The sequence below is a fragment of the Sphingomonas sp. Leaf22 genome (genome assembly GCF_001421715.1).
Lineage (GTDB): Bacteria > Pseudomonadota > Alphaproteobacteria > Sphingomonadales > Sphingomonadaceae > Sphingomonas.
This window is the reverse complement of record NZ_LMKP01000024.1, coordinates 1-20,103: the sequence shown is the minus strand read 5'-3', so window position 1 is coordinate 20,103 and position 20,103 is coordinate 1. Positions and strand designations below refer to the sequence as shown.

The window sequence follows — 20,103 nt, the reverse complement described above, 5'->3', positions numbered from 1 at the left end:
CGCTAGGACACACCGCAGCAGCGACCAATTCCGGTCGCGGGGGTCGTTGATGCGCAAGCAAGTGCAACGGGTGTTGGTCGTGTTCGGCACGCGTCCCGAAGCGATCAAGCTGTTCCCGCTGATCCATGCCCTGCGCGCGCATCCCGGCTTCGACACGCGCGTCGTCGTGACCGCGCAGCACCGCGAGATGCTGGATCAGGTACTGGCCTTTGCCGGGATCGTGCCCGACATCGACCTGGACATCATGACCGCCGGCCAGTCGCTCGACGCCCTGACCGCGCGGTTGCTCGATGCGCTGGGGCCGGTGTTCGATGCCGAGCGGCCCGACCGGGTGATCGTACAGGGCGACACCGCCACCGCGATGGTCGCAGCGCTGGCCGCCTATTATCGCAAGGTGCCGGTCGCGCATGTCGAGGCGGGCCTGCGCAGCCACGATATCTATCACCCCTGGCCCGAAGAGGTGAACCGCAAGATCGTCGGCAGCATCGCCGACCTGCATTTCGCCCCGACCCGGACCGCCGCCGACACACTGCTCGCCGAAAACGTGCCGCCGTCGCGGATACAGGTCACCGGCAATACGGTGATCGACGCGCTGCATCTGGCGCGCGCGCGGATCGCCGCCGATCCGACCCGGACGCAGGCGCTGGACGTTGTGGCGGAGCGGTTCGCGGGCAAGCGCATCCTGCTGGTCACCACCCATCGCCGGGAGAATTTCGGTGGCGGCATGGACGGCATCGCCCGCGCCATCGCCCGCATCGCCGATCGCGACGATATCGGCATCGCCTTTCCGGTGCATCCCAACCCGCAGGTGCGCGGCGTGATGGAGGCGATGCTCGGCGATCACCCGCGCGTCGCGCTGCTCGATCCGCAGGACTATCCGCAGTTCGTCCGCCTGCTCGACCTGTGCTACCTCGTGCTCACCGATTCGGGCGGCGTGCAGGAGGAGGCACCGGGCCTCGGCAAGCCGGTGCTGGTCCTGCGTGAGACGACCGAACGTCCCGAAGGGGTCGCCGCCGGCACCGCCCGGCTGATCGGATCGGACGAGGACCGCATCGTTGCAGAGGTAACGCGGCTGCTCGACGACCCGGCCGCCCATGCCGCGATGGCACGGGCGCATAATCCCTTCGGAGACGGCCATGCGTCCGCACGCATCGTGGAGACACTCTATGCTTGAACAGCGGATCACGGCTGCGGCCAGCTATGACGTGTGCGTCGTCGGGCTCGGCTATATTGGCCTGCCGACCGCCGCCGTGGTCGCCCGGTCGGGCGCGCGGGTGATCGGGATCGACGTCAGCCAGCGCGTGGTCGACACCGTCGCGCGCGGCGACATCCATATCGAGGAAGCCGATCTCGACACGCTGGTGCGCGACGTCGTGCTGCTCGGCCGGCTGACCACTGCGACCACCCCCGCCCCGTCCGACGTGTTCGTTATCGCGGTGCCGACGCCGTTCGGCCCCGGCCATGCCCCCGATTTGTCCTATGTCCTCGACGCCACCCGCGCGATCGCGCCGGTGCTGACGCCGGGCAATACCGTCATCCTCGAATCGACTTCGCCGGTCGGCACCACCGAACAGATTCGCGACCTGCTGGCCGAACTGCGCCCCGATCTGTCGCTGCCGGGGCTGTCGGACACGCCCGACATTGCGGTCGCCTATTGCCCCGAACGGGTGCTGCCGGGGCGGATCATCCTCGAACTCGTATCGAACGAACGCTCGATCGGCGGGATCACCCCGGCCTGTGCCGAGGCGGCGTGCGCCTTCTACCGCCGCTTCGTCGAGGGGGCCTGCACCGTCACCACCGCGCGGACGGCGGAAATGGTCAAGCTGGTCGAAAATACCAGCCGCGACGTCGCCATCGCCTTTGCCAACGAATTGTCGATCGTGTGCGACCGGATGGACCTGAACGTCTGGGACGTGATCGAGCTGGCCAACCGTCACCCGCGCGTCAACATCCTGAAGCCCGGCCCCGGCGTCGGCGGCCACTGCATTGCGGTCGACCCGTGGTTCATCGTCGATGCCGCCCCCGAACAGACCCCGCTAATCCGCACCGCGCGCGAGGTGAATGACGGCAAGGTCGACCATGTCGTCGCCCGCACCGCCGCGATGCTCGACGCGTCGCCGGATGCGCGCGCGTCGCTGCTGGGCCTGGCGTTCAAGGCCGATATCGACGATTTGCGCGAAAGCCCGGCGGTAAAGGTCGCCGCCGCGCTGATCGAGCGGTTCGGCGACCGGATCGATTTGGTCGAACCGTTCGTCACCAGCCTGCCAAAGGCGCTGGCGGGCGGGCGGCTGGTATCGCTCGACGACGGGTTGGCGAACGACATTCTGGTCGTGCTGGTTGACCATGGCGTGTTCAAGCGGGTGCCGGCGGAGGTTCGGGTCGGCAAGCAGGTATACGATACGCGGGGCATGTGGCGCTGAAGGTTTAGGGGGGTTCACGCGGAGGCGCGGAGACGCGGAGTAGAAGAAGGTTTGATTTTCGCGCAGAGGCCCAAAGGACGCGAAGATGTTGCGCTCGCCGCGACAGCGGCCCTCTCTCGTTGGGCCGCCGAAAGAGAAAAGGCTGCGCCAGACAGGCTGAGATGGCCCGGTCCACAACCCCTCAGCGTCCTTTGCGCCTTTCCGCGAACAACCTCTTTCTTCTACTCCGCGCCTCCGCGCCTCCGCGTGAACCAACTACTTCTTCCGAAACTTCGTCCACAAATGCCGTGCCAACATCGCAGGCGGCATCCGCAACCAGTGCGACCGGACATAGAAGCCGAACTCGGTCCCCCGATGCCGCAACCGCCCCCAGCCATCGCGCGCCAGCAGCCGCCGGACGAACAGCGCATCCGAAGCGACCGGCGCGAACCCTTCCAAAGGCGTCCCGAAAATTCGCTTCGCCAGCCGCAACGCCCGCGCCGTCGCGGGGACCAGATCATGCCGCCCGGCGCGTGCCATCAACCGATCGACGAACCCGCCATCGTCGAACTCCCGCACCAGCCGGTCGATATCCCACAGGTTGCGCAGGCCACCCTGCAAATCGCCATCGGCGAACAGATGGGCGGCGGCATGGATCACCATGTCGGCGGGCGACAACACGGACAGCCCGTTGCCGAGCGGCACCGCATCGGCGATCAGCAGCGCCGCATCCGGCGTCGGCCGCGCGGTCGGGGGAAGGATGGTGTGGTGGACGTCGATCATCCGATCGCGTGTCCGGTGGATCAGCGGCGGCAGTTCGTGCATCCAGCGACGATAATAGGCATCGTCATACGGGTCGGGCTTCACCCATTCCCACCCCGCCGCCAGCAACGCCGCCTCGACCGCATCAAGGGCGTCGCGCGGCACGAGGATGTCGAGATCGCCTATCGACCGCCCCCGCCCCGCATCCAGCCCGGCGGCGACGAACGCCGTCCCCTTCAACAACACGACCGGCACCCCGAGCGGCGCGAGTGCGCGGCGCGCCATCTCCGCCTCCCACAGCGCCGCCACCCGCCCCTGTTCGGCCGACGCCCGCGCATCGGCCATGATCCGCGCGGCGGCGGGCGGCATAGCGATGCCGTCAAGCCGGGTGGCGAGGCTGCCGATCAACTGCTCCGCTCGCGCCGCCGCAATCAGTGCGTTCCAGCTGTCGGGGGAATCCAACCCGTCCCATAGGGCAGGATCGGCGAGCGCGCCGGCAAGGCGGGCATCGGTCATGCCAGCGCGCTCCACAACTGCTCGACCAGCGCAAGCCCGGTATCCGTATCGGCATAGTCGATCGCCCGCACCGGCACGTCCTGCACCAGCCGCCCCAGCGCGCCGAATCCACGCTCGCCCATCGCGACATAGTTGGTCGATGCCTGGGTCAGCCGCACGAACGTCTCCGCAGCGCCGACGTCGCGCACCGCCTGAGCAGGGCCAAAGGTCGGAAACAGCAGCAGTGCCGGAACCGCCGGTCGATCCATCGCTGCGATGGCGGTCGCGTCGGGGACCAGATGGCGGATATCCCCCTTGGGCGTTCCCGTCAGCAACGGCCCGAACCGCGCCTCGGGGGCGGCACCCTGCACCACCCCGATCGCCTCGTTCTTCAGACTGACCAGCCGGGGGAAGGCGTGGACCAGCCCGGTGGTGGGGTCGACCAGCGCGAACTCGTCGCCCATCAGCCGCCAGCCGCGCGTCATCAGCAACGCCGCCAGCGTCGACTTCCCCGCCCCCGACACCCCGCTCAACAACAATACCCGCCCGCCCCGCTCGACCGCCGAAGCGTGGAGCAACAGATAGCGCCGCTGCGCCAGCGCCATCTGCAAATTCATCCCCATCTCCGCCGCCAGCAGCCCCTGTGCCAGCGGCAGCGGCAGCGCGTCGGGCAGCATATAGTCGCCCCCGATCGTCACCGCCGGCCGGACGAAGCGCCGCCACGGCCGCGCGGCAAACAGGCGGACGTTGAAATCGGCGATCCCGCCATCAGGCAGCGGATAGTCGCGATACAGGTCGTCGAGCGCCGCGATCGGTGCGCGCCAGTCGCTGCCGACCCGGAACCCGACCGGGCCGATGCGCAGCGTCCGGCTATGCCGCATCGCGTGTCACCAGCCCGATCGCCGCCAGTTCGTCGAGCCGCGCGGTCAGCGCCGTCAGATCGCCGTCGGGCAGGTCGTACCGCTCCGCCAGCGCCGCCAGCAATTGTTCGGGCGTCCGCGGATCGACCAGCAGCGCGAGCATCTCCGGCACCGGCGGTGCCACGACATGCGTCTGCCCCGACGCGCGGTGATAGATCGCCGTCAGCGGATCGAGCGACAGGAACAGGACATGCCCCGGCGGCGGCGCGCGATAGCGTGCGCCCATGCGCGTCAGCCGCGCGGCATCTGCAACGATGCGAAGCAGGTGAAGCCGCTGGTCCCGTTCTGCAACCGCTGGACATATTTCATATAGGCGCGGGTGGTGTCGCCATCGGCACCGGGCAGGTTCGCGCCGTTCATCGCGCGCTTCACATCCTCGCCGGTGAACGGTCGATCGGCCCCCGGAAAGGCCCCCGGCGTACCCGGCGCGACGACGCTGCCCTCGGCATCGATCATCTGCCCGCGCCGGGCATTGTCGGGCACCGGGATTTCGCAGGTCATTACCGACGCCTGCGTCTGTGCCAGCGCCGGCCGGATCGAAACGACCGCCGACGCCCCCGCCGCACCGATCAGCAGCGTGCGCCGCGTGGTCGCGCCACCGGGCGTGGCGGGGGAATGCGGATCGTCGGCCATCGGGTCATCTTCCTGAACCAGCGCGATTACGCAATCGTAAAGACGGACGCACTGGCCTAGGGCGGCACTTGCGCCTAATCGGGAGCGATGGACGAATTCGGCCCCCGCCTGCCCCTCGCCATCGCGCTTGCGGTCGGCGTCGCCCTGTTGGCGTTTCTGCTGGGTGCGGGCATCAACGCCAGCGCGTTGGTGCTGGTCGGTGCGGTCGCCGCGGTCCTCGTCGCCGGGCTGCACGCCCCCGATCGCGGCACGACCGAATCGTCCGATACCGCGCGGCAGCACGGCTCCGCCGCGACGCAGGCGGCGATCGATGCCATCGACGAACCGATCCTCGTCGTCGTCGCCGGCCATGTCGAGGCCGCCAACCCCGCCGCGCGCACGTTGCTCGGCCAGCATATCGTCGGCGGCGACGTCCGCCTTGCCATCCGCCATCCCGCCGCCGCCGAACGCCTGTTCGGCAACAGCGACGATCCCGAACCGGTCGGGCTGGTCGGCCTTGGTGCCCGCGACCAGAGCTGGGAGATGCGGGTCCGTGCCTTGGGCGGCGAGCGGCGGCTGGTCCATCTCGCCGACCGGACCGGCAATCGCGCGACCGAACGGATGCGCGTCGATTTCGTCGCCAATGCCAGCCACGAACTGCGCACCCCGCTCGCCTCGCTGCTGGGGTTCATCGAAACGCTGCGCGACGAGGCGGGCGAGGACCCCGCAGTGCGCGAACGTTTCCTGAAGGTCATGAACGACGAGGCGCGGCGGATGCAGCGGCTGATCGACGATCTGATCTCGCTCAGCCGGATCGAGGCGGAGAAATACCGGCCGCCCGACCAGACCGTCGACCTGTCGGCGATGCTGCGCGCGGTCCGCGACGAAGTGAGCGCGACCAACCCGGCGCGCGGCGGAGACCTGTCGCTGCTGGTCGAACCGGCGGTGACCGTGATCGGCGACCGCGCGCAATTGTCGCAACTGCTGCACAACGTCATCGGCAATGCGATGAAATATGGCCGCGCCGGCACCCCGGTCGAAATTCGGCTCGCCCCGCGCGATACCATGGCCGAACTGGTGGTGCGCGATCATGGCGAGGGGGTGGCGATCGACCATCTGCCGCGCCTGACCGAACGATTTTATCGTGTCGATTCGGGACGTAGCCGGGCGCTGGGCGGCACCGGCCTCGGCCTCGCCATCGTCAAGCACATCGTGGAACGGCATCGCGGGCGGCTCGATATCGGCAGCGTGGTGGGCGACGGCACGACCGTCAGCGTCCTGTTGCCCCTGCACACTGTCATGAAGCCGTAACGCCATGGTAACAGAGCACCCCGGAGCGTCGCGAATGACCGTCGACGCGCCTGGAATCCGGAACCGCATGACCGCTCGGATCGCGTCCGTCTTGACCCTCGGCCTCGCGCTCGTCGCTTGCGAGCCGCAGACGTCGCGCGACCATATCCGCGTCGTCGGGTCGTCGACCGTCTATCCCTTCACCACCGCCGTCGCCGAAATGCTGGTCAACGCGAACCCCGACCTGCGCGCGCCGCTGGTCGAATCGACCGGCACCGGCGCGGGCGCGTCGCTGTTCTGCGCGGGCGTCGGTCCGCAGCATCCCGATATCCTCGACGCGTCGCGCCGGCTGAAGAAGTCGGAATATGCGACCTGCCTCGCGCACGGCGTGAAGGACATCATGGAAATTCAGGTCGGCGTCGACGGCGTGGCGCTGGCCGAATCCAACAACGGCCCGAAGCTGCAACTGACCAAGCGCGACGTGTATATGGCGCTGTCGGCCAATCCGCTGGGCAAGCCCAACACCGCGCGGATGTGGAACCAGATCAACCCCGCGCTGCCCGCCATTCCGATCCAGTTCTTCGGCCCGCCCGCGACCAGCGGCACTCGCGACGCGCTGGTCGAACTCATCATGGTCCCTGCCTGCGAAGCCGCGGTGCCGGGGGTCAAGGCGCTGAAAGAGCGCGACAAGGACCGGTACGAGGACATCTGTACCCGCATCCGCGAGGACGCGGCCTATGTCGACAAGGGCGAGAATGACAATCTGATCGTCCAGAACCTGTCGACCAACCCCAACGCGGTCGGCATCTTCGGCTATTCCTATCTCGAGGAAAACAAGTCGCGGCTGCACGGCGTGCCGATCGACGGCATCGCGCCCAGCTACGACAGCATCGCCGGCGGCACCTATCCGGGGGCGCGCCCGCTGTTCATCTATGTGAAGAAGGCGCACATCAAACCCGTGCCCGGCATGAACGACTTCCTCGCCATGTATGCCAGGTCGTGGGACCCGGGCGGCCCGCTGACCCGGCGTGGCATGATCGCCGCCCCGGCGGCGGTCCGCGCCGAATCGGCGGCGGAGATCGCCAGCCAGACCGCGATGAACCCGGCGGAGCTGCACTGATGCACGGCGTCACGCTGATCCTGCTGGTGCTGGGGTTCGGCGGGATCGGCTGGATGGTCGCCCGCGCCCGCGCCGCCCGGTTCGCCAAGCCCCTGACCGCTGCCGATCGCCCCAATTCGCTGCCGGGTCAGCATGGCTGGCATATGGCGATCTGGATCGCCGCCCCGGCGCTGCTGTTCCTCAGCATCTGGAGCGCGGTGTCGCCGGCGCTGGTCCGCGACTCGGTGCTGTCGACGCCCGCCGCGACGGGCCTGCCCGGTCCTGGCTTCGAACGCTCGGCGATCCTTGCCGAGGCGCGCTCGCTCGCGCTCGGCAACGCCTATGGCGCGTTCAACCGCCAAGCCGAGGTGCTGGCCCCGGCCTATGCCGACGCACAGAGCCGCTACGACTGGATCGGCACCACGCTCGCCATCCTGCTCGCCTTTGCCGGCGGTGCCTTCGCCTTCACCCGCATCCGTCCCGATTATCGCGCGCGGACGCAGGTCGAACGCGCGGTGATGCTCGCGCTGCTGGTCGCGTCGCTGATCGCGATCCTGACCACGCTCGGGATCTTCCTGTCGCTGCTGATCGAAAGCTGGCGGTTCTTCCGCATCGTGCCGGTCACCGATTTCCTGTTCGGCACCAACTGGAGCCCGCAGGTCATCCGTTCGAACGATCCGGGCGCGACGCTGGGTGCGGTGCCGCTGTTCTGGGGCACCTTCTTCATCGGCGCGGTGATCGCGATGATCGTCGCCATCCCGTTCGGGCTGATGAGCGCGGTCTATCTGACGCAATATGCCCGGCCGGCGGTGCGCAAATGGATGAAGCCGATCCTCGAGATCCTCGCCGGCGTCCCGACCGTGGTCTATGGCTATTTCGCCGCACTGACCGTCGGCCCGGCGATCCGCGACCTCGCGGTCATGCTCGGCATGCCGTTCGCCAGTTCGGAAAGCGCGCTCGCCGCCGGGCTGGTGATGGGGGTGATGATCATCCCGTTCGTGTCGTCGATGGCCGACGATTCGATCGCGGCGGTGCCGCAGTCGATGCGCGACGGCAGCCTCGCGATGGGGGCCACCACCAGCGAGACGATCGGCAAGGTGCTGCTGCCCGCGGCACTCCCCGGCGTCGTCGCGGGGGTGCTGCTCGCCGTCAGCCGCGCGATCGGCGAGACGATGATCGTCGTCATGGCGGCATCGGGCGCGGCGTCGATCACGCTCAACCCGTTCGAAAGCGCGACCACCGTCACCAAGCAGATCGTCGACCTGCTGACCGGCGAGGCCGAGTTCGACAGCCCCAAGACGCTCGCCGCCTTCGCGCTCGGCCTCACGCTGTTCGTGATCACCTTCCTTCTCAACGTCGTCGCGCTGCGCGTCGTCAAACGGTATCGGGAAGCGTATGAATAATCCTGCGAACGTCGCCGGATCGCCCGCGATCGACCGCGACGTGCCCGCCCGTGTTCCGGAACGCGTGCCGACCGACTGGAAGACGGGGGCGATGCAGAAGCGCATCCGCCGCCGCTATGCCGCCGAACGCCGCTTCCGCTTTTTCGGGCTGGCCGCCGTCGTCCTGTCGGCCGGCTTCCTCGCCTTCCTGCTGGTCACCATGCTCATCAGCGGCGCGGGCGGGTTTCAGCGGACGCTGGTCGCGCTGCCGATCGATTTCCCGACCGCGGGGATCGAGGTCGAGCGATCGCAGTTGCAGGGCCGCGGTGCCGATCTGGCGCTGGCCGGCGCGGGGGTCGAAAACGCCGTCAACGGCGCAGCGGCAGCAGCGTTCGGCGAGGATAACCGCGTCATCTCGGACAGCGCGTGGCTGACCGTCCGCGACGCGATCAAGGCCGACCCGTCGATCCTGTCGCGCAAGGTCACCATCCCCGTCCCCGCCGCCCCGGCGGTCGAGGAAGCGGCGAAGGCCGATGGCGACGCGCAGGCGGAGGCGCTGGTCGCGCGACTGGAAAAGGCGGGCGCGATCTCGACCGGGTTCAACGCCGACTTCTTCAAATCGGCCGATTCGACCGATCCGACCGCGGTCGGCATCTGGGGCGCGCTGAAGGGGTCGCTGATGACGATGCTGGTGACGCTGCTGATCGCGTTCCCGGTCGGCACGCTGTCGGCGCTCTACCTTGAGGAATATGCCCCCCGGAACCGCTGGACCGACCTGATCGAGGTGTCGATCAACAACCTCGCGGCGGTCCCCTCGATCATCTTCGGCCTGCTTGGCTTGGCGGTGTTCCTCGGCACGCTGAACCTGCCGCGCTCGGCACCGATCGTCGGTGGCCTGACGCTGGCGCTGATGATCATGCCGGTCATCGTCATCGCCGGACGCAACGCGATCAAGGCGGTGCCGCCGTCGATCCGTGACGCCGCGCTCGGCATCGGCGCGTCGAAAGTGCAGGTCGTGTTCCACCACGTCCTGCCGCTGGCGCTGCCCGGCATCCTGACCGGCACGATCATCGGCATGGCCCGCGCCCTTGGCGAAACCGCGCCGCTGCTGATGATCGGTATGCGCGCGTTCATCAGCCAGCCGCCACAGGGATTCGCCGATCCCGCCACCGTGCTGCCGGTACAGATCTTCCTGTGGTCCGATCAGGTCAGCCGCGGCTTCATCGAAAAGACCAGCGCCGCGATCCTCGTGCTGCTGGCGTTCCTCCTCGCGATGAACGCGCTCGCCATCTATCTCCGCAATCGCTTCGAGACCCGCTGGTAATGACCGACACCACTCTCTCCAACGCCGTGCCGAAGCTGTCCGCGCGCGGCGTCGACGTCTTTTACGGCCAGAAACAGGCGATCAAGGACGTGTCGATCGACATCGCCATGGAGCATGTCACCGCGTTCATCGGCCCGTCGGGCTGCGGCAAATCGACCTTCCTGCGCACCATGAACCGGATGAACGACACCGTCGCCTCGGCGCGCGTGACCGGCGACATCCGGCTGGACGGCGAGGATATCTATTCCCCCGCGATGGACGTGGTGCAGCTGCGCGCCCGCGTCGGCATGGTGTTCCAGAAGCCGAACCCCTTCCCCAAATCGATTTACGAGAACGTCGCCTACGGCCCGCGCATCCACGGCCTCGCCGCGTCGAAGGGCGACATGGACGGCATCGTCGAACGCTCGCTGACCCGCGCCGGTCTGTGGAACGAGGTGAAGGACCGGCTGTCGGACAGCGGCACCGCCTTGTCGGGGGGCCAGCAGCAGCGGCTGTGCATCGCCCGCGCCATCGCCGTCGATCCCGAAGTCATCCTGATGGACGAACCGTGCAGCGCGCTCGATCCGATCGCGACGGCCAAGATCGAGGAACTGATCCACGAACTGCGCGGCCGCTACGCCATCGCCATCGTGACGCACAACATGCAGCAGGCAGCGCGCGTGTCGCAACGCACCGCCTTCTTCCATCTCGGCACGCTGGTCGAATATGGCCGCACGTCCGACATCTTTACCAACCCCCGGCAAGAGCGCACAAAAGACTATATTACGGGGCGTTATGGTTGAGGGAGACGAGATGGCGACCGGCCACGAACACACCGTCAAGGCATTCGACCGCGATATCGGGCATTTGCGTGCGCTGATCTCGCAAATGGGTGGCCTCGCCGAACAGGCGATCAGCGACGCGATGCTGGCGCTGGCCCGCAACGATCCGGCGCTCGCCAAACAGGTCCGCGCGCAGGACAAGGCGATCGATGCGATCGAGGCGGAGGTCGAGAAGCTGGTCGTCCGCGTCATCGCGCTGCGCGCGCCGATGGCCGACGATCTGCGCGAGGTCGTCGCCGCGCTGAAGATCGCGGCGGTGATCGAACGCATCGGCGACTATGCCAAGAACATCGCCAAGCGCGTGTCGTCGATCCATGGCGAGACCCACGACCCGCGTATCGAACCGCTCAGCATCCTGCCGGCGATGGCGCAGCTCGCCGCCGACATGGTCCATGACGTGCTCGACGCCTTTTCGGCGCGCGATGCGCAGGCGGCGGTCGAAATCTGCAAGCGCGACAATGCGCTCGACGATTATTACAACAGCATCTTCCGGGTGCTGGTGACCTATATGGTCGAAAATCCCAAGACGATCAGCCAGGTCGCGCACCTGCTGTTCGTTGCCAAGAACCTCGAACGCATCGGCGACCATGCGACGAACGTCGCCGAAATGGTCTATTTCGCCGCGACCGGCCGCACCCTGGCCGAGCGTGAAACTTCGGAATTCGCAGGATAATCATGACCAAGGCACGGATGTTGCTGCTGGAAGACGATGCGGCGCTGGCCGAACTGATCGCCTTTCATTTCCAGCGCGAGGATTTCGAGGTCGTCCGCACGCATGAGGGCGAGGAAGCGTTGCTGCTCGCGCGCGAGGCGACGCCCGACATCGTCCTGCTCGACTGGATGGTCGAGGGACTGTCGGGGATCGAGGTCTGCCGCCAGCTGCGCCGGCAGGCCGAAACGCAGAACGTGCCGATCATCATGCTGACCGCGCGCGGAGAGGAAGAGGATCGGGTCCGCGGCCTCGAAACCGGTGCCGACGATTATGTTACCAAGCCGTTTTCGCCGCGCGAACTGGTCGCGCGCGTCAACGCCGTATTGCGCCGGGTACGTCCGGCCTTGGCCGGCGAGGCGCTGACCTACGCCGATATCGAAATGGACACGGTCGGCCACCGTGTGCGGCGCGGCGGCGAAGTGGTGCCGCTTGGCCCGACAGAATTCCGCCTTCTCAAACACTTCCTCGAACATCCCGGCTGGGTATTTTCGCGCGAACGACTGCTCGATGCGGTGTGGGGGCATGATTCCGACATCGAATCGCGCACCGTCGACGTGCATATCCGGCGGCTGCGCAAGGCGATCAATATCGGCGATCGGCCCGATATCATCCGTACCGTGCGTTCGGCCGGCTACGCACTGGACGCGACCGGCTGAACACTCGGGCGGAAACCTTTTCGACTTGGCTCGTTTGGACCGCAGCCTAAACGAAACAAGTCGAAAAGGAATTTTCCCATGAAGACTGTAGCTTTCATGGCCGCTCTGCTGATCGGTAGTGCCGCCGTCGCCCAGACGACCTCGCCGACCACGCCGCCCGCCGATTCGACGATGCAGCCGGGTACGCCGGGCGCGCCGACCCCGCCTGCCGACAACATGACCCCGCCGCCCGCGCCGATGGCACCCGATGCCAACGCACCGGCCGATCCCAACGCGCCGCCGCCCCCGCCGGCACCGATGGCAGGCGATCCGAATGCTGCCGGCCCGCCGATGGCACCGCCTGCCCCGATGGCGAACGCACCGATGGCCGGCACCCCGCAGGTGACCTTCGCCCCGGCGCAGACGACCCCGCCCCCGGCCGCGCCGCAGAGCTATCCGGTCTGTTCGCGCACCGTGAAGGACAGCTGCCGCAACCCCGGCGGCAAGTAAGTCCATCAGCCTGACGGCCAAGCAAGCGCCCCGCCCCAACCGGCGGGGCGTTTTTGCGTTGTGGCAAGCAACGGGTCGGCCGATCGCCCCTTCCGTCACCCCGGGCTTGACCCGGGGTCCCGCTTCTTCGTCCGGGCAGCAGACGCATCATTCCGGATCACGTCCGGGTGACAATCGGTAACACTTGCCCCACGCGTATTGTATCAACAATACACCACTGCTATACTCCACCAATACAGGGAGGTAGCAGCATGTACAGCGAGAGCGATCTGAACGGCGCGGTGGAGGCCGGGGTCCTGTCCCCCGACACCGTCGAAGCCCTTCGCACCCATATCGCGCGGCAACGCGCGACGCCGGTGGTCGACGAAGAGCATTTCCGGCTGCTGACCGGGTTCAACGACATCTTCGTCTCGGTCGCGCTGGCGCTGCTGCTGGTCTCGCTCGCTTGGATCGGCGGCACCATCCTGACGCCGCTGGGGGGCTTCGGCGTCGCGGGGGCCGCGTGGTTCCTTGCCGAATATTTCACCGCGCGCCGCCGCATGGCGTTGCCCAGCATCCTGTTGCTGCTCGCGTTCGTCGGCGGGGTCGCCGCCACGCTGGTCGGGGTCATGGTCGAACTCGATCCGCATAACCTGCCAGACCGCACCACCGCGATGATCGTCGCCGGGATCGGCATCGTCGCCGCCGGCGCGGCATGGCTGCACTGGCGGCGGTTCATGGTGCCGATCACCGTGGCCGCCGGGGCCGCGGCGCTGGTCGCGACCGTCGCCGCGCTGCTGGTCGCCGCCTTCCCGGTGCTGAAGGACAATTTCTACCCGGTCACCCTGCTCGGCGGCCTCGGCGTGTTCGTCGCGGCGATGCGCTGGGACATGAGCGACCGCGACCGCCGCACCCGCCGCAGCGACGTCGCCTTCTGGCTGCACCTCGTCGCCGCGCCGCTGATCGCGCACTCCCTGTTCCAGCTGCTGGGCGTGTTCGGGCCGACCGTAACGCTGCCGATGGCGGTGGTCGTGATCGCGCTCTACATCCTGTTCGGCGTCGTTGCGCTGGCCGTCGACCGCCGCGCGCTGCTGGTCTCCAGCCTCGCCTATGTCCTCTACGCGCTCTACGCCCTGTTCGAACAGGCCGGCGCGGTCGAACTGTCGGCGGCGTTCACCGCCTTCGTCATCGGCTCGGCGCTGCTGACGCTGTCGGTATTCTGGCAACCGATGCGCCGCACGGTAGTTGGGGTGCTCGGCGGTCTGGGCGAACGCCTGCCGCCCGTGGCGATGGCCTGAAACATTCCTTAGTGAGCGAACTCCAGCGGCTCCGGGCAACCGGGGCCGTTTTTTTAGGCGTGCTGTGGAGTGTCATCACCGATCGCGTAATAGTCGCCTTTCTGCGCCACAAAGATATGCCTTTTGACGCTGGTGCCAGTCGGGCCGTCGAACGCCCCCATTGCGACGGCGATCCAGTCGCGATGGGACGGCTCCCAGAACAGCGTCGATCCGCAACGCGCAAAAGCCGCGTCGAATCCTCTCGGAGGACTGATACCACGCGAGCGACCCCGAATCTGTGACCGTGAGTGCCGTTTTCGGAACATCCGTGGAGGCGAAACAATGCCCCGATTGCTTTCGGCACGACCGGCAATGACAGACGTCGGGAGGCGGCAAGTCCACAGCGACTTCGAAGGTCACTGCACCGCAAAGACAGGACCCGCGGTGCACGGCGCTACTCCTCGACCAGCTTCATGAGCCGTCGTTCGACCGGGGCGAGTACCGGCCCCAGTTCGTGGCCTCGCTTCACCACCGCGCCCGCTTCGCCGACCAGCGCCCACATGCCCTGTTTGTTGCGTAGCGACGGCCGCTTCTCGATCCGAAATTCCGGCCGTTCGGTCGCCCGACGAAAGGCGCTGAACACCGCCGCCTCGCGCCCTAGATCGATCGCATAGTCGCGCCAGTGCCCGGCGGCGACCATCCGGCCATAGAGATCGAGAATGCGCGTCAGTTCGGCGCGGTCGAACCCGATCTGCCCCGGCTGGCGCGCGGCGGGAAAGGGCGTGACGACTCCCATCAGGCGCGGTCGCGCTGGTCCTGTTGTTCGGCCAGCACCTCGTCCAGCCGTCGGCGGAGCGTTTCCAGTTCGCAGCGCAGCATTTCGATCCGCTGCGTCTGCGGGTCGAAGGTGTCGCGGCATGGCGTGCCATAGGGCACGAAGCGCGGATCGCCCGCCTGCCCGCCCTCGACCACCGTCGGGCGCGCCGGGATGCCGACGACGGTCGTCCCTTCGGGCACGTCCTTGGTCACCACCGCATTGGCACCGACCCGCGCACGCCGGCCGATGGTGATCGGCCCCAGCACCTGCGCACCCGACCCGATGATCGCACCGTCGCTGATCGTCGGGTGGCGCTTGCCGGCGATCCCGTTATCGGGGCTGGTCCCGCCCAGCGTAACGTTCTGATAGATAGTGACGCCGTCGCCGATCTCGGCCGTTTCGCCGATCACGACGAAACCATGGTCGATGAAGAAATGCCGCCCGATCGTAGCACCCGGATGGATGTCGATCGCGGTCATGAAACGGGCGAAATGGTTCACGCACCGCGCGCCGAAATACCAGCGTGCCTTGAACAGCCGGTGCGCGACCTTGTGCAGCGCCACCGCCCATACGCCCGGATAGGTCAGGATTTCCGCGCGCGACCGTGGCGCGGGGTCCCGCGCCTTGATCGAATCCAGATAGCGCACCAGCCGCGCGAACATGGGCAATCCCCTTAAACGACAATCGCATGTAGGCACCCGCCCGCCCGCCGCCAAGCCATGCTGTAGGCGTAACAAACCCTATGTATCTTGTAGGCATTGTCGTTTGCCGTCATCACTGGCGGCCGCTTGAGCCGATGTCGAAGGAATTTGGATGTTCGAGAATATCGACTGGATGCGTCTGGCCGAGTTCATTGCCGCCGGTTTCGCCGCCCAGATCGTCGATGGCGCGCTTGGCATGGCGTTCGGGGTGATTTCGTCGACCTTGCTGGTCAGCGTGCTGGGCGTGCCGCCCGCCACCGCCTCGGCCAGCGTCCATGTGGTGGAATGTTTCACGACCGGCGTGTCGGGGATCAGCCATGTGCTGCACAAGAATGTGAACTGGAAGCTGTTCTGGCGGCTGTTGCTGCCGGGCGTCGCGGGCGGCGTAACCGGCGCGTATCTGTTGTCGTCGCTCGACGCGTCGGTGACGCGGCCGTTCGTCATGACCTATCTGGCGGCGATCGGCCTTTATCTGCTGTGGCGCGGCTTGCGCAAACCGCCGACCCCGAAAGAGCCGAAGGTCATCGCCCCGCTGGGGCTGATCGGCGGTTTCCTCGACGCGGCGGGCGGTGGCGGCTGGGGGCCGGTAGTCACCTCCAACCTGCTGGTACAGGGCGCCACGCCGCGTACGACGATCGGCACCGTCAACACCGTCGAATTCTTCCTGACGGTCAGCATTTCGGCGACGTTCCTGCTCCATCTCGGGCTGGAGGCATTCACCACCGCCGTCGCCGGGCTGCTGATCGGCGGCATCGTCGCCGCGCCGTTCGGGGCGATGTTCGCCAAGCACATCCCGGCGCGCACGCTGCTGATCTTGGTCGGCATCGTGCTGACGATCACCAGCCTGTACAGCGTGTACCGGGCATTGTCGTAGGTCTGACAGAAGCAGAAATTGGTTCGCGCGGAGGCGCAGAGGCGCGGAGGAGTTGCGGCGCACGATCGTCCCGCGACAGCGGGACCTTCGTCCCTGTCGCAGCGTACGAAGAGGCTGATCGCTACGCGATCGGTTTCCCCAAACGAGCCTCTCTGCGCCTCCGCGCCTCTGCCCGAACCAACTTCTTCCTTCTAAAGCCGGATCAAGCCACTGCCGCGTGCACGGTAGCGACCGCCGCCAGCACCGCTCCGATCCGCACCGCGCCCTGGATCACCTCGGCCTTCACGCCGTGCTTCTTCAGCACGTCCTCATGCGCGTCGATGCACATGCCGCAGCCGTTCATCGCCGACACCGCAAGGCTGAACAGCTCGAAATCGACCTTGTCGATCCCCGGCGCGGCGATGACGTTCATCCGCAGCTTGGCGGGCAGATTGCCATATTCCTTGTTCTTGGCGAGATGGACGAAGCGATAATAGACGTTGTTCATCGCCATCACCGCCGCCGCCGCGCGCGCTGCATTGGCCGCTTCGGGCGACAGCTTGTCGGCGACTTCCGCCTCCGCCGCCTCGACCAGCGGCTTGTGGCCGGTGGCGTGCGCGCAGGCGAGCATCGTCCCGAACTTCTTCTGCGGGTCGAGCACCGTCTCGTTCAGCAGCGAGCCGACATTCAGGCGGATATCCTTGGCGAAATCGGGCAGCTGGCCCGCAAATTCCTTGAGCGACATGGGCGTCTCCATACAGCAGATACACGACACCCCAGCCGACCGGGCGCGTCGCCGGGTCTGCGCTGGGGTGCCGGAGAAGAGGGGAGCGGACCGAATGCCCGCTCCCGAAAGGATCAGGCCGCGACCTGGAGGACGTCGTCGCCCTTGTTCCAGTTGCACGGGCACAGTTCGTCGGTCTGCAGTGCGTCGAGCACGCGCAGCGTTTCCTGCGGGTTGCGACCGACGTTCAGGCCGTTGACCTGCACCGCCTGAATGACGTTGTCCGGATCGATGATGAAGGTCGCGCGGAACGCAACATGCTCGTTCTTGTCGAGGATGCCGAGCTTGCTGGCCAGCACCGCGCCATTGTCGGCGATCCACGGGAAGTCGGCAGCGGCCAGATCCGGGTCCGACTTGCGCCACGCCAGGTGGACGTGCGCGGTGTCGGTCGACGCGCCGATCAGCACGGCGTCGCGATCGGCGAAGTCGTCCTTCAACTCGCTATAGCCAACGATCTCGGTCGGGCAGACGAAGGTGAAGTCCTTTGGCCAGTAAAACAGCACCTTCCACTTGCCGGGAAACGCGTCGTGGCTCAGCGTCTCGCCGGCGGGCAGCGCGGCGGTGCCCTGCTGGACGGGAACGGTGAATTCGGGAAGCTTGTCGCCAACGGTCAGCATGGGATTGCCCTTTCGTTTTGGTGCGTCGCCGCACCGATAATTGCTGCGTTGCGATATAGGGTGCGGTTCGTACCGTTCCAATCGAAATTGCCCTTGGGATCGATTGGCGCAGTCGATAAGTAGCCGGCCATGTCGGTGTACCTGCCCACGCTGAAACAGCTGCAATATCTGGTCGCCCTGCGGGATGCGGGCCATTTCGGCCGCGCGGCGGAGGCATCATTCGTTACCCAGTCGACGCTGTCCGCCGGTATCCGCGAACTCGAAACGCTGATCGGCGTGGTGCTGGTCGAACGCACCCGCCGCGTCGTCCGGTTCACCCCACTGGGTGAAAGCATCGTCGCCAAGGCACGCCGGGTCTTGCGCGAGGCGGAGGAACTGACCGACATGGCCCGCGCCGCCGGTCGGCCGCTGTCGGGCGAAATGCGGATGAGCGTCATCCCGACCATCGCCCCGTTCCTGTTGCCCCGCCTGCTCCCCCGCCTGCGCCGCGACTATCCCGACCTGAAGCTGTTCCTGCGCGAGGAGCCGAGCGCGGCGGCGTGCGAGGGGCTGCACCATGGCCGCACCGACTGCGTGCTGCTCGCGCTGCCCTATGGTTGTGGCGAGGTCGAGGTCGCACCGCTGTTCGAGGATCGGCTGCTGCTCGCCGTGCCCGGCAACGATAGCGGCGACACCGCGCCGCTGGTCGCCGACGACATCGATCCCGAACGGCTGCTGCTGCTCGAGGACGGGCATTGCCTGAAGGACCATGCCCTGCGCGCCTGCGAACAACCCGAATTGCGCGGGCAGGCGATGATGATGGGCACGTCGCTGCACACGATCGTCCAGATGATCGACAATGGCCTCGGCACCACCATGTTGCCGCAGATGGCGATCGACGCCGGCATCCTCGAACACACCGGGGTCACCGCGCGGCCGATCGAGTCGAAAAACGCCCAGCGCCGTATCGCGCTGGTCTGGCGGCGCGCGTCGCCGCGCGAACGCGATTTCCGCCTGCTGGCCGACGTACTGACCGCCGAGCGCGGCTGATCCATATCAGTCCGGGGGGAACCGTTTTTGCGGTTGAACCGTATTTCCGGGGTCGGTGCGCGACGCACCGCGCATCAATTCACCGCAACCACCGGAGAAAACCGATGATTCGCGCTACGATTTCCGCCGCCGCCCTCACCCTGTCGCTGGCCGGCGCAGCCCATGCCCAGACCGCCCCGGCACAACCCGCCCCGCCCGCGACGACCGGCGCACAGACCGGCACCACCGCGACAGTGACGACCCCGGTCGGCACCCCCCAGACCGGCGCACAGGCGAACACCAACGCCACCGCACCGGTGATGGTCGGCGGCGCGCCGATGCTGCCGACCGCAACGATCGTCGCCAACGCATCGAAGGCGAGCAACCTGTCGACGCTGGTCAAGGCCGTGCAGGCCGCCGATCTGGCCGCGACGCTGTCGGGTCCGGGTCCGTTCACTGTCTTCGCACCGACCAACGAAGCATTTGGTCGCCTCGCCCCCGGCACGCTCGATACGCTGCTCAAGCCCGAGCAAAAGGCTTCGCTGACCAAGGTGCTGACTTATCATGTCGTGGCCGGCAAGCTCGACGCGGCGGCACTGAAGTCGCAGATCGAGGCCGGCGGCGGCACCGCCACGCTGACCACCGTCGAGGGCCAGCCGATCAAGGCGACGCTGGAAAACGGCGCGCTGGTGCTGACCGATGTCGGCGGCGGCAAGAGCTATGTCACGCAATATGACGTGCAGCAGTCGAACGGCGTCGTCCATGTCGTGAACGGCGTGCTGGCCCCGAAGCTCGGGTGATCCGGGACTCAGGACAATGACGAAGCCGGGCGGGAGAGATCCTGCCCGGCTTTTCCGTTTTGGGGCCACCCGTCCGGCGGTCCTCGTTACCCCGGACGTGATCGGGACCGTTGCGAACGTCGCAAGCTTCACCAAAAACGCGCCGTACCCCCGCGCAGGCGGGGGTCCAGAGCCAAGCAGAACAACCGCTTGCGCTTGGAACCCTAGACCCCCGCCTGCGCGGGGACTGTTTACACGAGGCGCGTTTTGGATTCTTCTGTGTCCTTTGATTTGGGACGGGGAGGATAGGATGCGTTGTCCAGCGTG

The 20,103-nt window shown here is 67.2% G+C and carries 23 protein-coding genes; 14 read left to right on the top strand and 9 right to left on the bottom strand.

The features are described from left to right. Positions 1 to 49 precede the first annotated feature (49 nt). Together wecB and wecC are read left to right on the top strand one after the other, a co-directional pair. Positions 50 to 1,174, top strand: coding sequence for a non-hydrolyzing UDP-N-acetylglucosamine 2-epimerase (gene wecB / locus ASE70_RS11885; RefSeq protein WP_056505042.1), 1,125 nt, complete (start codon positions 50 to 52; stop codon positions 1,172 to 1,174). Next, positions 1,167 to 2,420, top strand: a complete 1,254-nt coding sequence (gene wecC, locus ASE70_RS11880) for a UDP-N-acetyl-D-mannosamine dehydrogenase (protein WP_056505039.1) — start codon at positions 1,167 to 1,169, stop codon at positions 2,418 to 2,420. Before wecB ends, wecC begins: the two co-directional genes overlap by 8 nt. Positions 2,421 to 2,675: 255 nt before the next feature. On the opposite strand, the gene ASE70_RS11875 is transcribed toward wecC, so the two are convergent. From ASE70_RS11875 to ASE70_RS11860, 4 genes are read right to left on the bottom strand one after another with little or no spacing between them, the layout of a single operon-like run. After that, positions 2,676 to 3,677 (bottom strand): nucleotidyltransferase domain-containing protein, encoded by a 1,002-nt coding sequence (locus ASE70_RS11875; RefSeq protein WP_056505076.1) that lies wholly within the window; start codon positions 3,675 to 3,677, stop codon positions 2,676 to 2,678. After that, entirely contained in the window at positions 3,674 to 4,537 is an 864-nt protein-coding gene (locus ASE70_RS11870) for an HprK-related kinase A (protein WP_056505034.1), read from the bottom strand. Before ASE70_RS11870 ends, ASE70_RS11875 begins: the two co-directional genes overlap by 4 nt. Beyond that, entirely contained in the window at positions 4,527 to 4,802 is a 276-nt protein-coding gene (locus ASE70_RS11865) for an HPr-rel-A system PqqD family peptide chaperone (protein ID WP_056505031.1), read from the bottom strand. The genes ASE70_RS11870 and ASE70_RS11865 overlap by 11 nt, the downstream gene beginning before the upstream one ends. A gap of 5 nt (positions 4,803 to 4,807) precedes the next feature. Further along, positions 4,808 to 5,209, bottom strand: coding sequence for a hypothetical protein (locus tag ASE70_RS11860; RefSeq protein WP_056399980.1), 402 nt, complete (start codon positions 5,207 to 5,209; stop codon positions 4,808 to 4,810). A gap of 87 nt (positions 5,210 to 5,296) precedes the next feature. Here ASE70_RS11860 and ASE70_RS11855 point away from each other — a divergent pair, with 87 nt between their 5' ends. From ASE70_RS11855 to ASE70_RS11815, 9 genes are all read left to right on the top strand, one after another. Continuing rightward, on the top strand, positions 5,297 to 6,499 hold the full coding sequence (locus ASE70_RS11855) for an ATP-binding protein (RefSeq protein ID WP_056505029.1): 1,203 nt from the start codon (positions 5,297 to 5,299) through the stop codon (positions 6,497 to 6,499). Between the two features lie 67 nt (positions 6,500 to 6,566). Further along, positions 6,567 to 7,598 carry a substrate-binding domain-containing protein gene (locus ASE70_RS11850; protein WP_056505073.1) on the top strand — a complete coding sequence of 344 codons (1,032 nt, stop codon included), beginning with the start codon at positions 6,567 to 6,569 and terminating at the stop codon, positions 7,596 to 7,598. Next, entirely contained in the window at positions 7,598 to 8,980 is a 1,383-nt protein-coding gene (pstC, locus tag ASE70_RS11845; RefSeq protein ID WP_056505026.1) for a phosphate ABC transporter permease subunit PstC, read from the top strand. Before ASE70_RS11850 ends, pstC begins: the two co-directional genes overlap by 1 nt. A gap of 91 nt (positions 8,981 to 9,071) precedes the next feature. Next, positions 9,072 to 10,283, top strand: a complete 1,212-nt coding sequence (gene pstA / locus ASE70_RS11840; protein ID WP_082438976.1) for a phosphate ABC transporter permease PstA — start codon at positions 9,072 to 9,074, stop codon at positions 10,281 to 10,283. Beyond that, positions 10,283 to 11,065 carry a phosphate ABC transporter ATP-binding protein PstB gene (pstB, locus tag ASE70_RS11835; protein WP_056002936.1) on the top strand — a complete coding sequence of 261 codons (783 nt, stop codon included), beginning with the start codon at positions 10,283 to 10,285 and terminating at the stop codon, positions 11,063 to 11,065. Before pstA ends, pstB begins: the two co-directional genes overlap by 1 nt. A gap of 10 nt (positions 11,066 to 11,075) precedes the next feature. After that, entirely contained in the window at positions 11,076 to 11,777 is a 702-nt protein-coding gene (phoU, locus tag ASE70_RS11830; protein ID WP_056399969.1) for a phosphate signaling complex protein PhoU, read from the top strand. A gap of 2 nt (positions 11,778 to 11,779) precedes the next feature. Then, complete coding sequence (gene phoB, locus ASE70_RS11825) at positions 11,780 to 12,472, top strand: phosphate regulon transcriptional regulator PhoB (protein ID WP_056399967.1); 693 nt, start codon at positions 11,780 to 11,782, stop codon at positions 12,470 to 12,472. 78 nt (positions 12,473 to 12,550) lie between these two features. Then, on the top strand, positions 12,551 to 12,961 hold the full coding sequence (locus ASE70_RS11820; RefSeq protein WP_156356195.1) for a Fe-S oxidoreductase: 411 nt from the start codon (positions 12,551 to 12,553) through the stop codon (positions 12,959 to 12,961). A 251-nt stretch (positions 12,962 to 13,212) separates the two neighbouring features. Continuing rightward, on the top strand, positions 13,213 to 14,238 hold the full coding sequence (locus ASE70_RS11815) for a hypothetical protein (RefSeq protein ID WP_056505019.1): 1,026 nt from the start codon (positions 13,213 to 13,215) through the stop codon (positions 14,236 to 14,238). A gap of 75 nt (positions 14,239 to 14,313) precedes the next feature. On the opposite strand, the gene ASE70_RS11810 is transcribed toward ASE70_RS11815, so the two are convergent. Genes ASE70_RS11810 through epsC form a run of 3 tightly spaced genes read right to left on the bottom strand, consistent with a single transcriptional unit; the run spans position 14,314 to position 15,696 of the window. Then, complete coding sequence (locus tag ASE70_RS11810; protein ID WP_235519870.1) at positions 14,314 to 14,619, bottom strand: GFA family protein; 306 nt, start codon at positions 14,617 to 14,619, stop codon at positions 14,314 to 14,316. A gap of 52 nt (positions 14,620 to 14,671) precedes the next feature. Continuing rightward, positions 14,672 to 15,013: a DUF2794 domain-containing protein gene (locus ASE70_RS11805; RefSeq protein ID WP_056505016.1), complete on the bottom strand. Its 342-nt coding sequence runs from the start codon at positions 15,011 to 15,013 to the stop codon at positions 14,672 to 14,674. Further along, positions 15,013 to 15,696 carry a serine O-acetyltransferase EpsC gene (gene epsC / locus ASE70_RS11800; RefSeq protein WP_056505013.1) on the bottom strand — a complete coding sequence of 228 codons (684 nt, stop codon included), beginning with the start codon at positions 15,694 to 15,696 and terminating at the stop codon, positions 15,013 to 15,015. The genes ASE70_RS11805 and epsC overlap by 1 nt, the downstream gene beginning before the upstream one ends. A gap of 151 nt (positions 15,697 to 15,847) precedes the next feature. On the opposite strand from epsC, the gene ASE70_RS11795 reads away from it, so the two are divergent. Then, positions 15,848 to 16,609, top strand: coding sequence for a sulfite exporter TauE/SafE family protein (locus ASE70_RS11795; RefSeq protein ID WP_056505010.1), 762 nt, complete (start codon positions 15,848 to 15,850; stop codon positions 16,607 to 16,609). A 202-nt stretch (positions 16,610 to 16,811) separates the two neighbouring features. Here ASE70_RS11795 and ASE70_RS11790 read toward each other — a convergent pair whose 3' ends face one another. Beyond that, the gene (locus ASE70_RS11790) at positions 16,812 to 17,333 is read right to left on the bottom strand and encodes a carboxymuconolactone decarboxylase family protein (protein ID WP_055822545.1); all 522 of its coding nucleotides are present in this window, start codon (positions 17,331 to 17,333) and stop codon (positions 16,812 to 16,814) included. Between the two features lie 113 nt (positions 17,334 to 17,446). Then, positions 17,447 to 17,989, bottom strand: a complete 543-nt coding sequence (locus ASE70_RS11785) for a peroxiredoxin (RefSeq protein ID WP_056505007.1) — start codon at positions 17,987 to 17,989, stop codon at positions 17,447 to 17,449. 129 nt (positions 17,990 to 18,118) lie between these two features. Between ASE70_RS11785 and ASE70_RS11780 the strand changes: the two genes are divergently transcribed. Both ASE70_RS11780 and ASE70_RS11775 read left to right on the top strand, forming a co-directional pair. Beyond that, positions 18,119 to 19,018, top strand: a complete 900-nt coding sequence (locus ASE70_RS11780; protein ID WP_056505004.1) for a hydrogen peroxide-inducible genes activator — start codon at positions 18,119 to 18,121, stop codon at positions 19,016 to 19,018. A gap of 104 nt (positions 19,019 to 19,122) precedes the next feature. Continuing rightward, positions 19,123 to 19,797, top strand: coding sequence for a fasciclin domain-containing protein (locus tag ASE70_RS11775; RefSeq protein ID WP_056505000.1), 675 nt, complete (start codon positions 19,123 to 19,125; stop codon positions 19,795 to 19,797). Positions 19,798 to 20,103 lie beyond the last annotated feature (306 nt).

Excerpts from the sequence above, each read along its gene's own strand:
- wecB (WP_056505042.1), top strand. The coding sequence starts at position 50 with ATGCGCAAGCAAGTGCAACGGGTGTTGGTCGTGTTCGGCACGCGTCCC.
- wecC (WP_056505039.1), top strand. The coding sequence starts at position 1,167 with ATGCTTGAACAGCGGATCACGGCTGCGGCCAGCTATGACGTGTGCGTC.
- ASE70_RS11875 (WP_056505076.1), bottom strand. The coding sequence starts at position 3,677 with ATGACCGATGCCCGCCTTGCCGGCGCGCTCGCCGATCCTGCCCTATGG.
- ASE70_RS11870 (WP_056505034.1), bottom strand. The coding sequence starts at position 4,537 with ATGCGGCATAGCCGGACGCTGCGCATCGGCCCGGTCGGGTTCCGGGTC.
- ASE70_RS11865 (WP_056505031.1), bottom strand. The coding sequence starts at position 4,802 with ATGGGCGCACGCTATCGCGCGCCGCCGCCGGGGCATGTCCTGTTCCTG.
- ASE70_RS11860 (WP_056399980.1), bottom strand. The coding sequence starts at position 5,209 with ATGGCCGACGATCCGCATTCCCCCGCCACGCCCGGTGGCGCGACCACG.
- ASE70_RS11855 (WP_056505029.1), top strand. The coding sequence starts at position 5,297 with ATGGACGAATTCGGCCCCCGCCTGCCCCTCGCCATCGCGCTTGCGGTC.
- ASE70_RS11850 (WP_056505073.1), top strand. The coding sequence starts at position 6,567 with ATGACCGCTCGGATCGCGTCCGTCTTGACCCTCGGCCTCGCGCTCGTC.
- pstC (WP_056505026.1), top strand. The coding sequence starts at position 7,598 with ATGCACGGCGTCACGCTGATCCTGCTGGTGCTGGGGTTCGGCGGGATC.
- pstA (WP_082438976.1), top strand. The coding sequence starts at position 9,072 with ATGCAGAAGCGCATCCGCCGCCGCTATGCCGCCGAACGCCGCTTCCGC.
- pstB (WP_056002936.1), top strand. The coding sequence starts at position 10,283 with ATGACCGACACCACTCTCTCCAACGCCGTGCCGAAGCTGTCCGCGCGC.
- phoU (WP_056399969.1), top strand. The coding sequence starts at position 11,076 with ATGGCGACCGGCCACGAACACACCGTCAAGGCATTCGACCGCGATATC.
- phoB (WP_056399967.1), top strand. The coding sequence starts at position 11,780 with ATGACCAAGGCACGGATGTTGCTGCTGGAAGACGATGCGGCGCTGGCC.
- ASE70_RS11820 (WP_156356195.1), top strand. The coding sequence starts at position 12,551 with ATGAAGACTGTAGCTTTCATGGCCGCTCTGCTGATCGGTAGTGCCGCC.
- ASE70_RS11815 (WP_056505019.1), top strand. The coding sequence starts at position 13,213 with ATGTACAGCGAGAGCGATCTGAACGGCGCGGTGGAGGCCGGGGTCCTG.
- ASE70_RS11805 (WP_056505016.1), bottom strand. The coding sequence starts at position 15,013 with ATGGGAGTCGTCACGCCCTTTCCCGCCGCGCGCCAGCCGGGGCAGATC.
- epsC (WP_056505013.1), bottom strand. The coding sequence starts at position 15,696 with ATGTTCGCGCGGCTGGTGCGCTATCTGGATTCGATCAAGGCGCGGGAC.
- ASE70_RS11795 (WP_056505010.1), top strand. The coding sequence starts at position 15,848 with ATGTTCGAGAATATCGACTGGATGCGTCTGGCCGAGTTCATTGCCGCC.
- ASE70_RS11790 (WP_055822545.1), bottom strand. The coding sequence starts at position 17,333 with ATGTCGCTCAAGGAATTTGCGGGCCAGCTGCCCGATTTCGCCAAGGAT.
- ASE70_RS11785 (WP_056505007.1), bottom strand. The coding sequence starts at position 17,989 with ATGCTGACCGTTGGCGACAAGCTTCCCGAATTCACCGTTCCCGTCCAG.
- ASE70_RS11780 (WP_056505004.1), top strand. The coding sequence starts at position 18,119 with ATGTCGGTGTACCTGCCCACGCTGAAACAGCTGCAATATCTGGTCGCC.
- ASE70_RS11775 (WP_056505000.1), top strand. The coding sequence starts at position 19,123 with ATGATTCGCGCTACGATTTCCGCCGCCGCCCTCACCCTGTCGCTGGCC.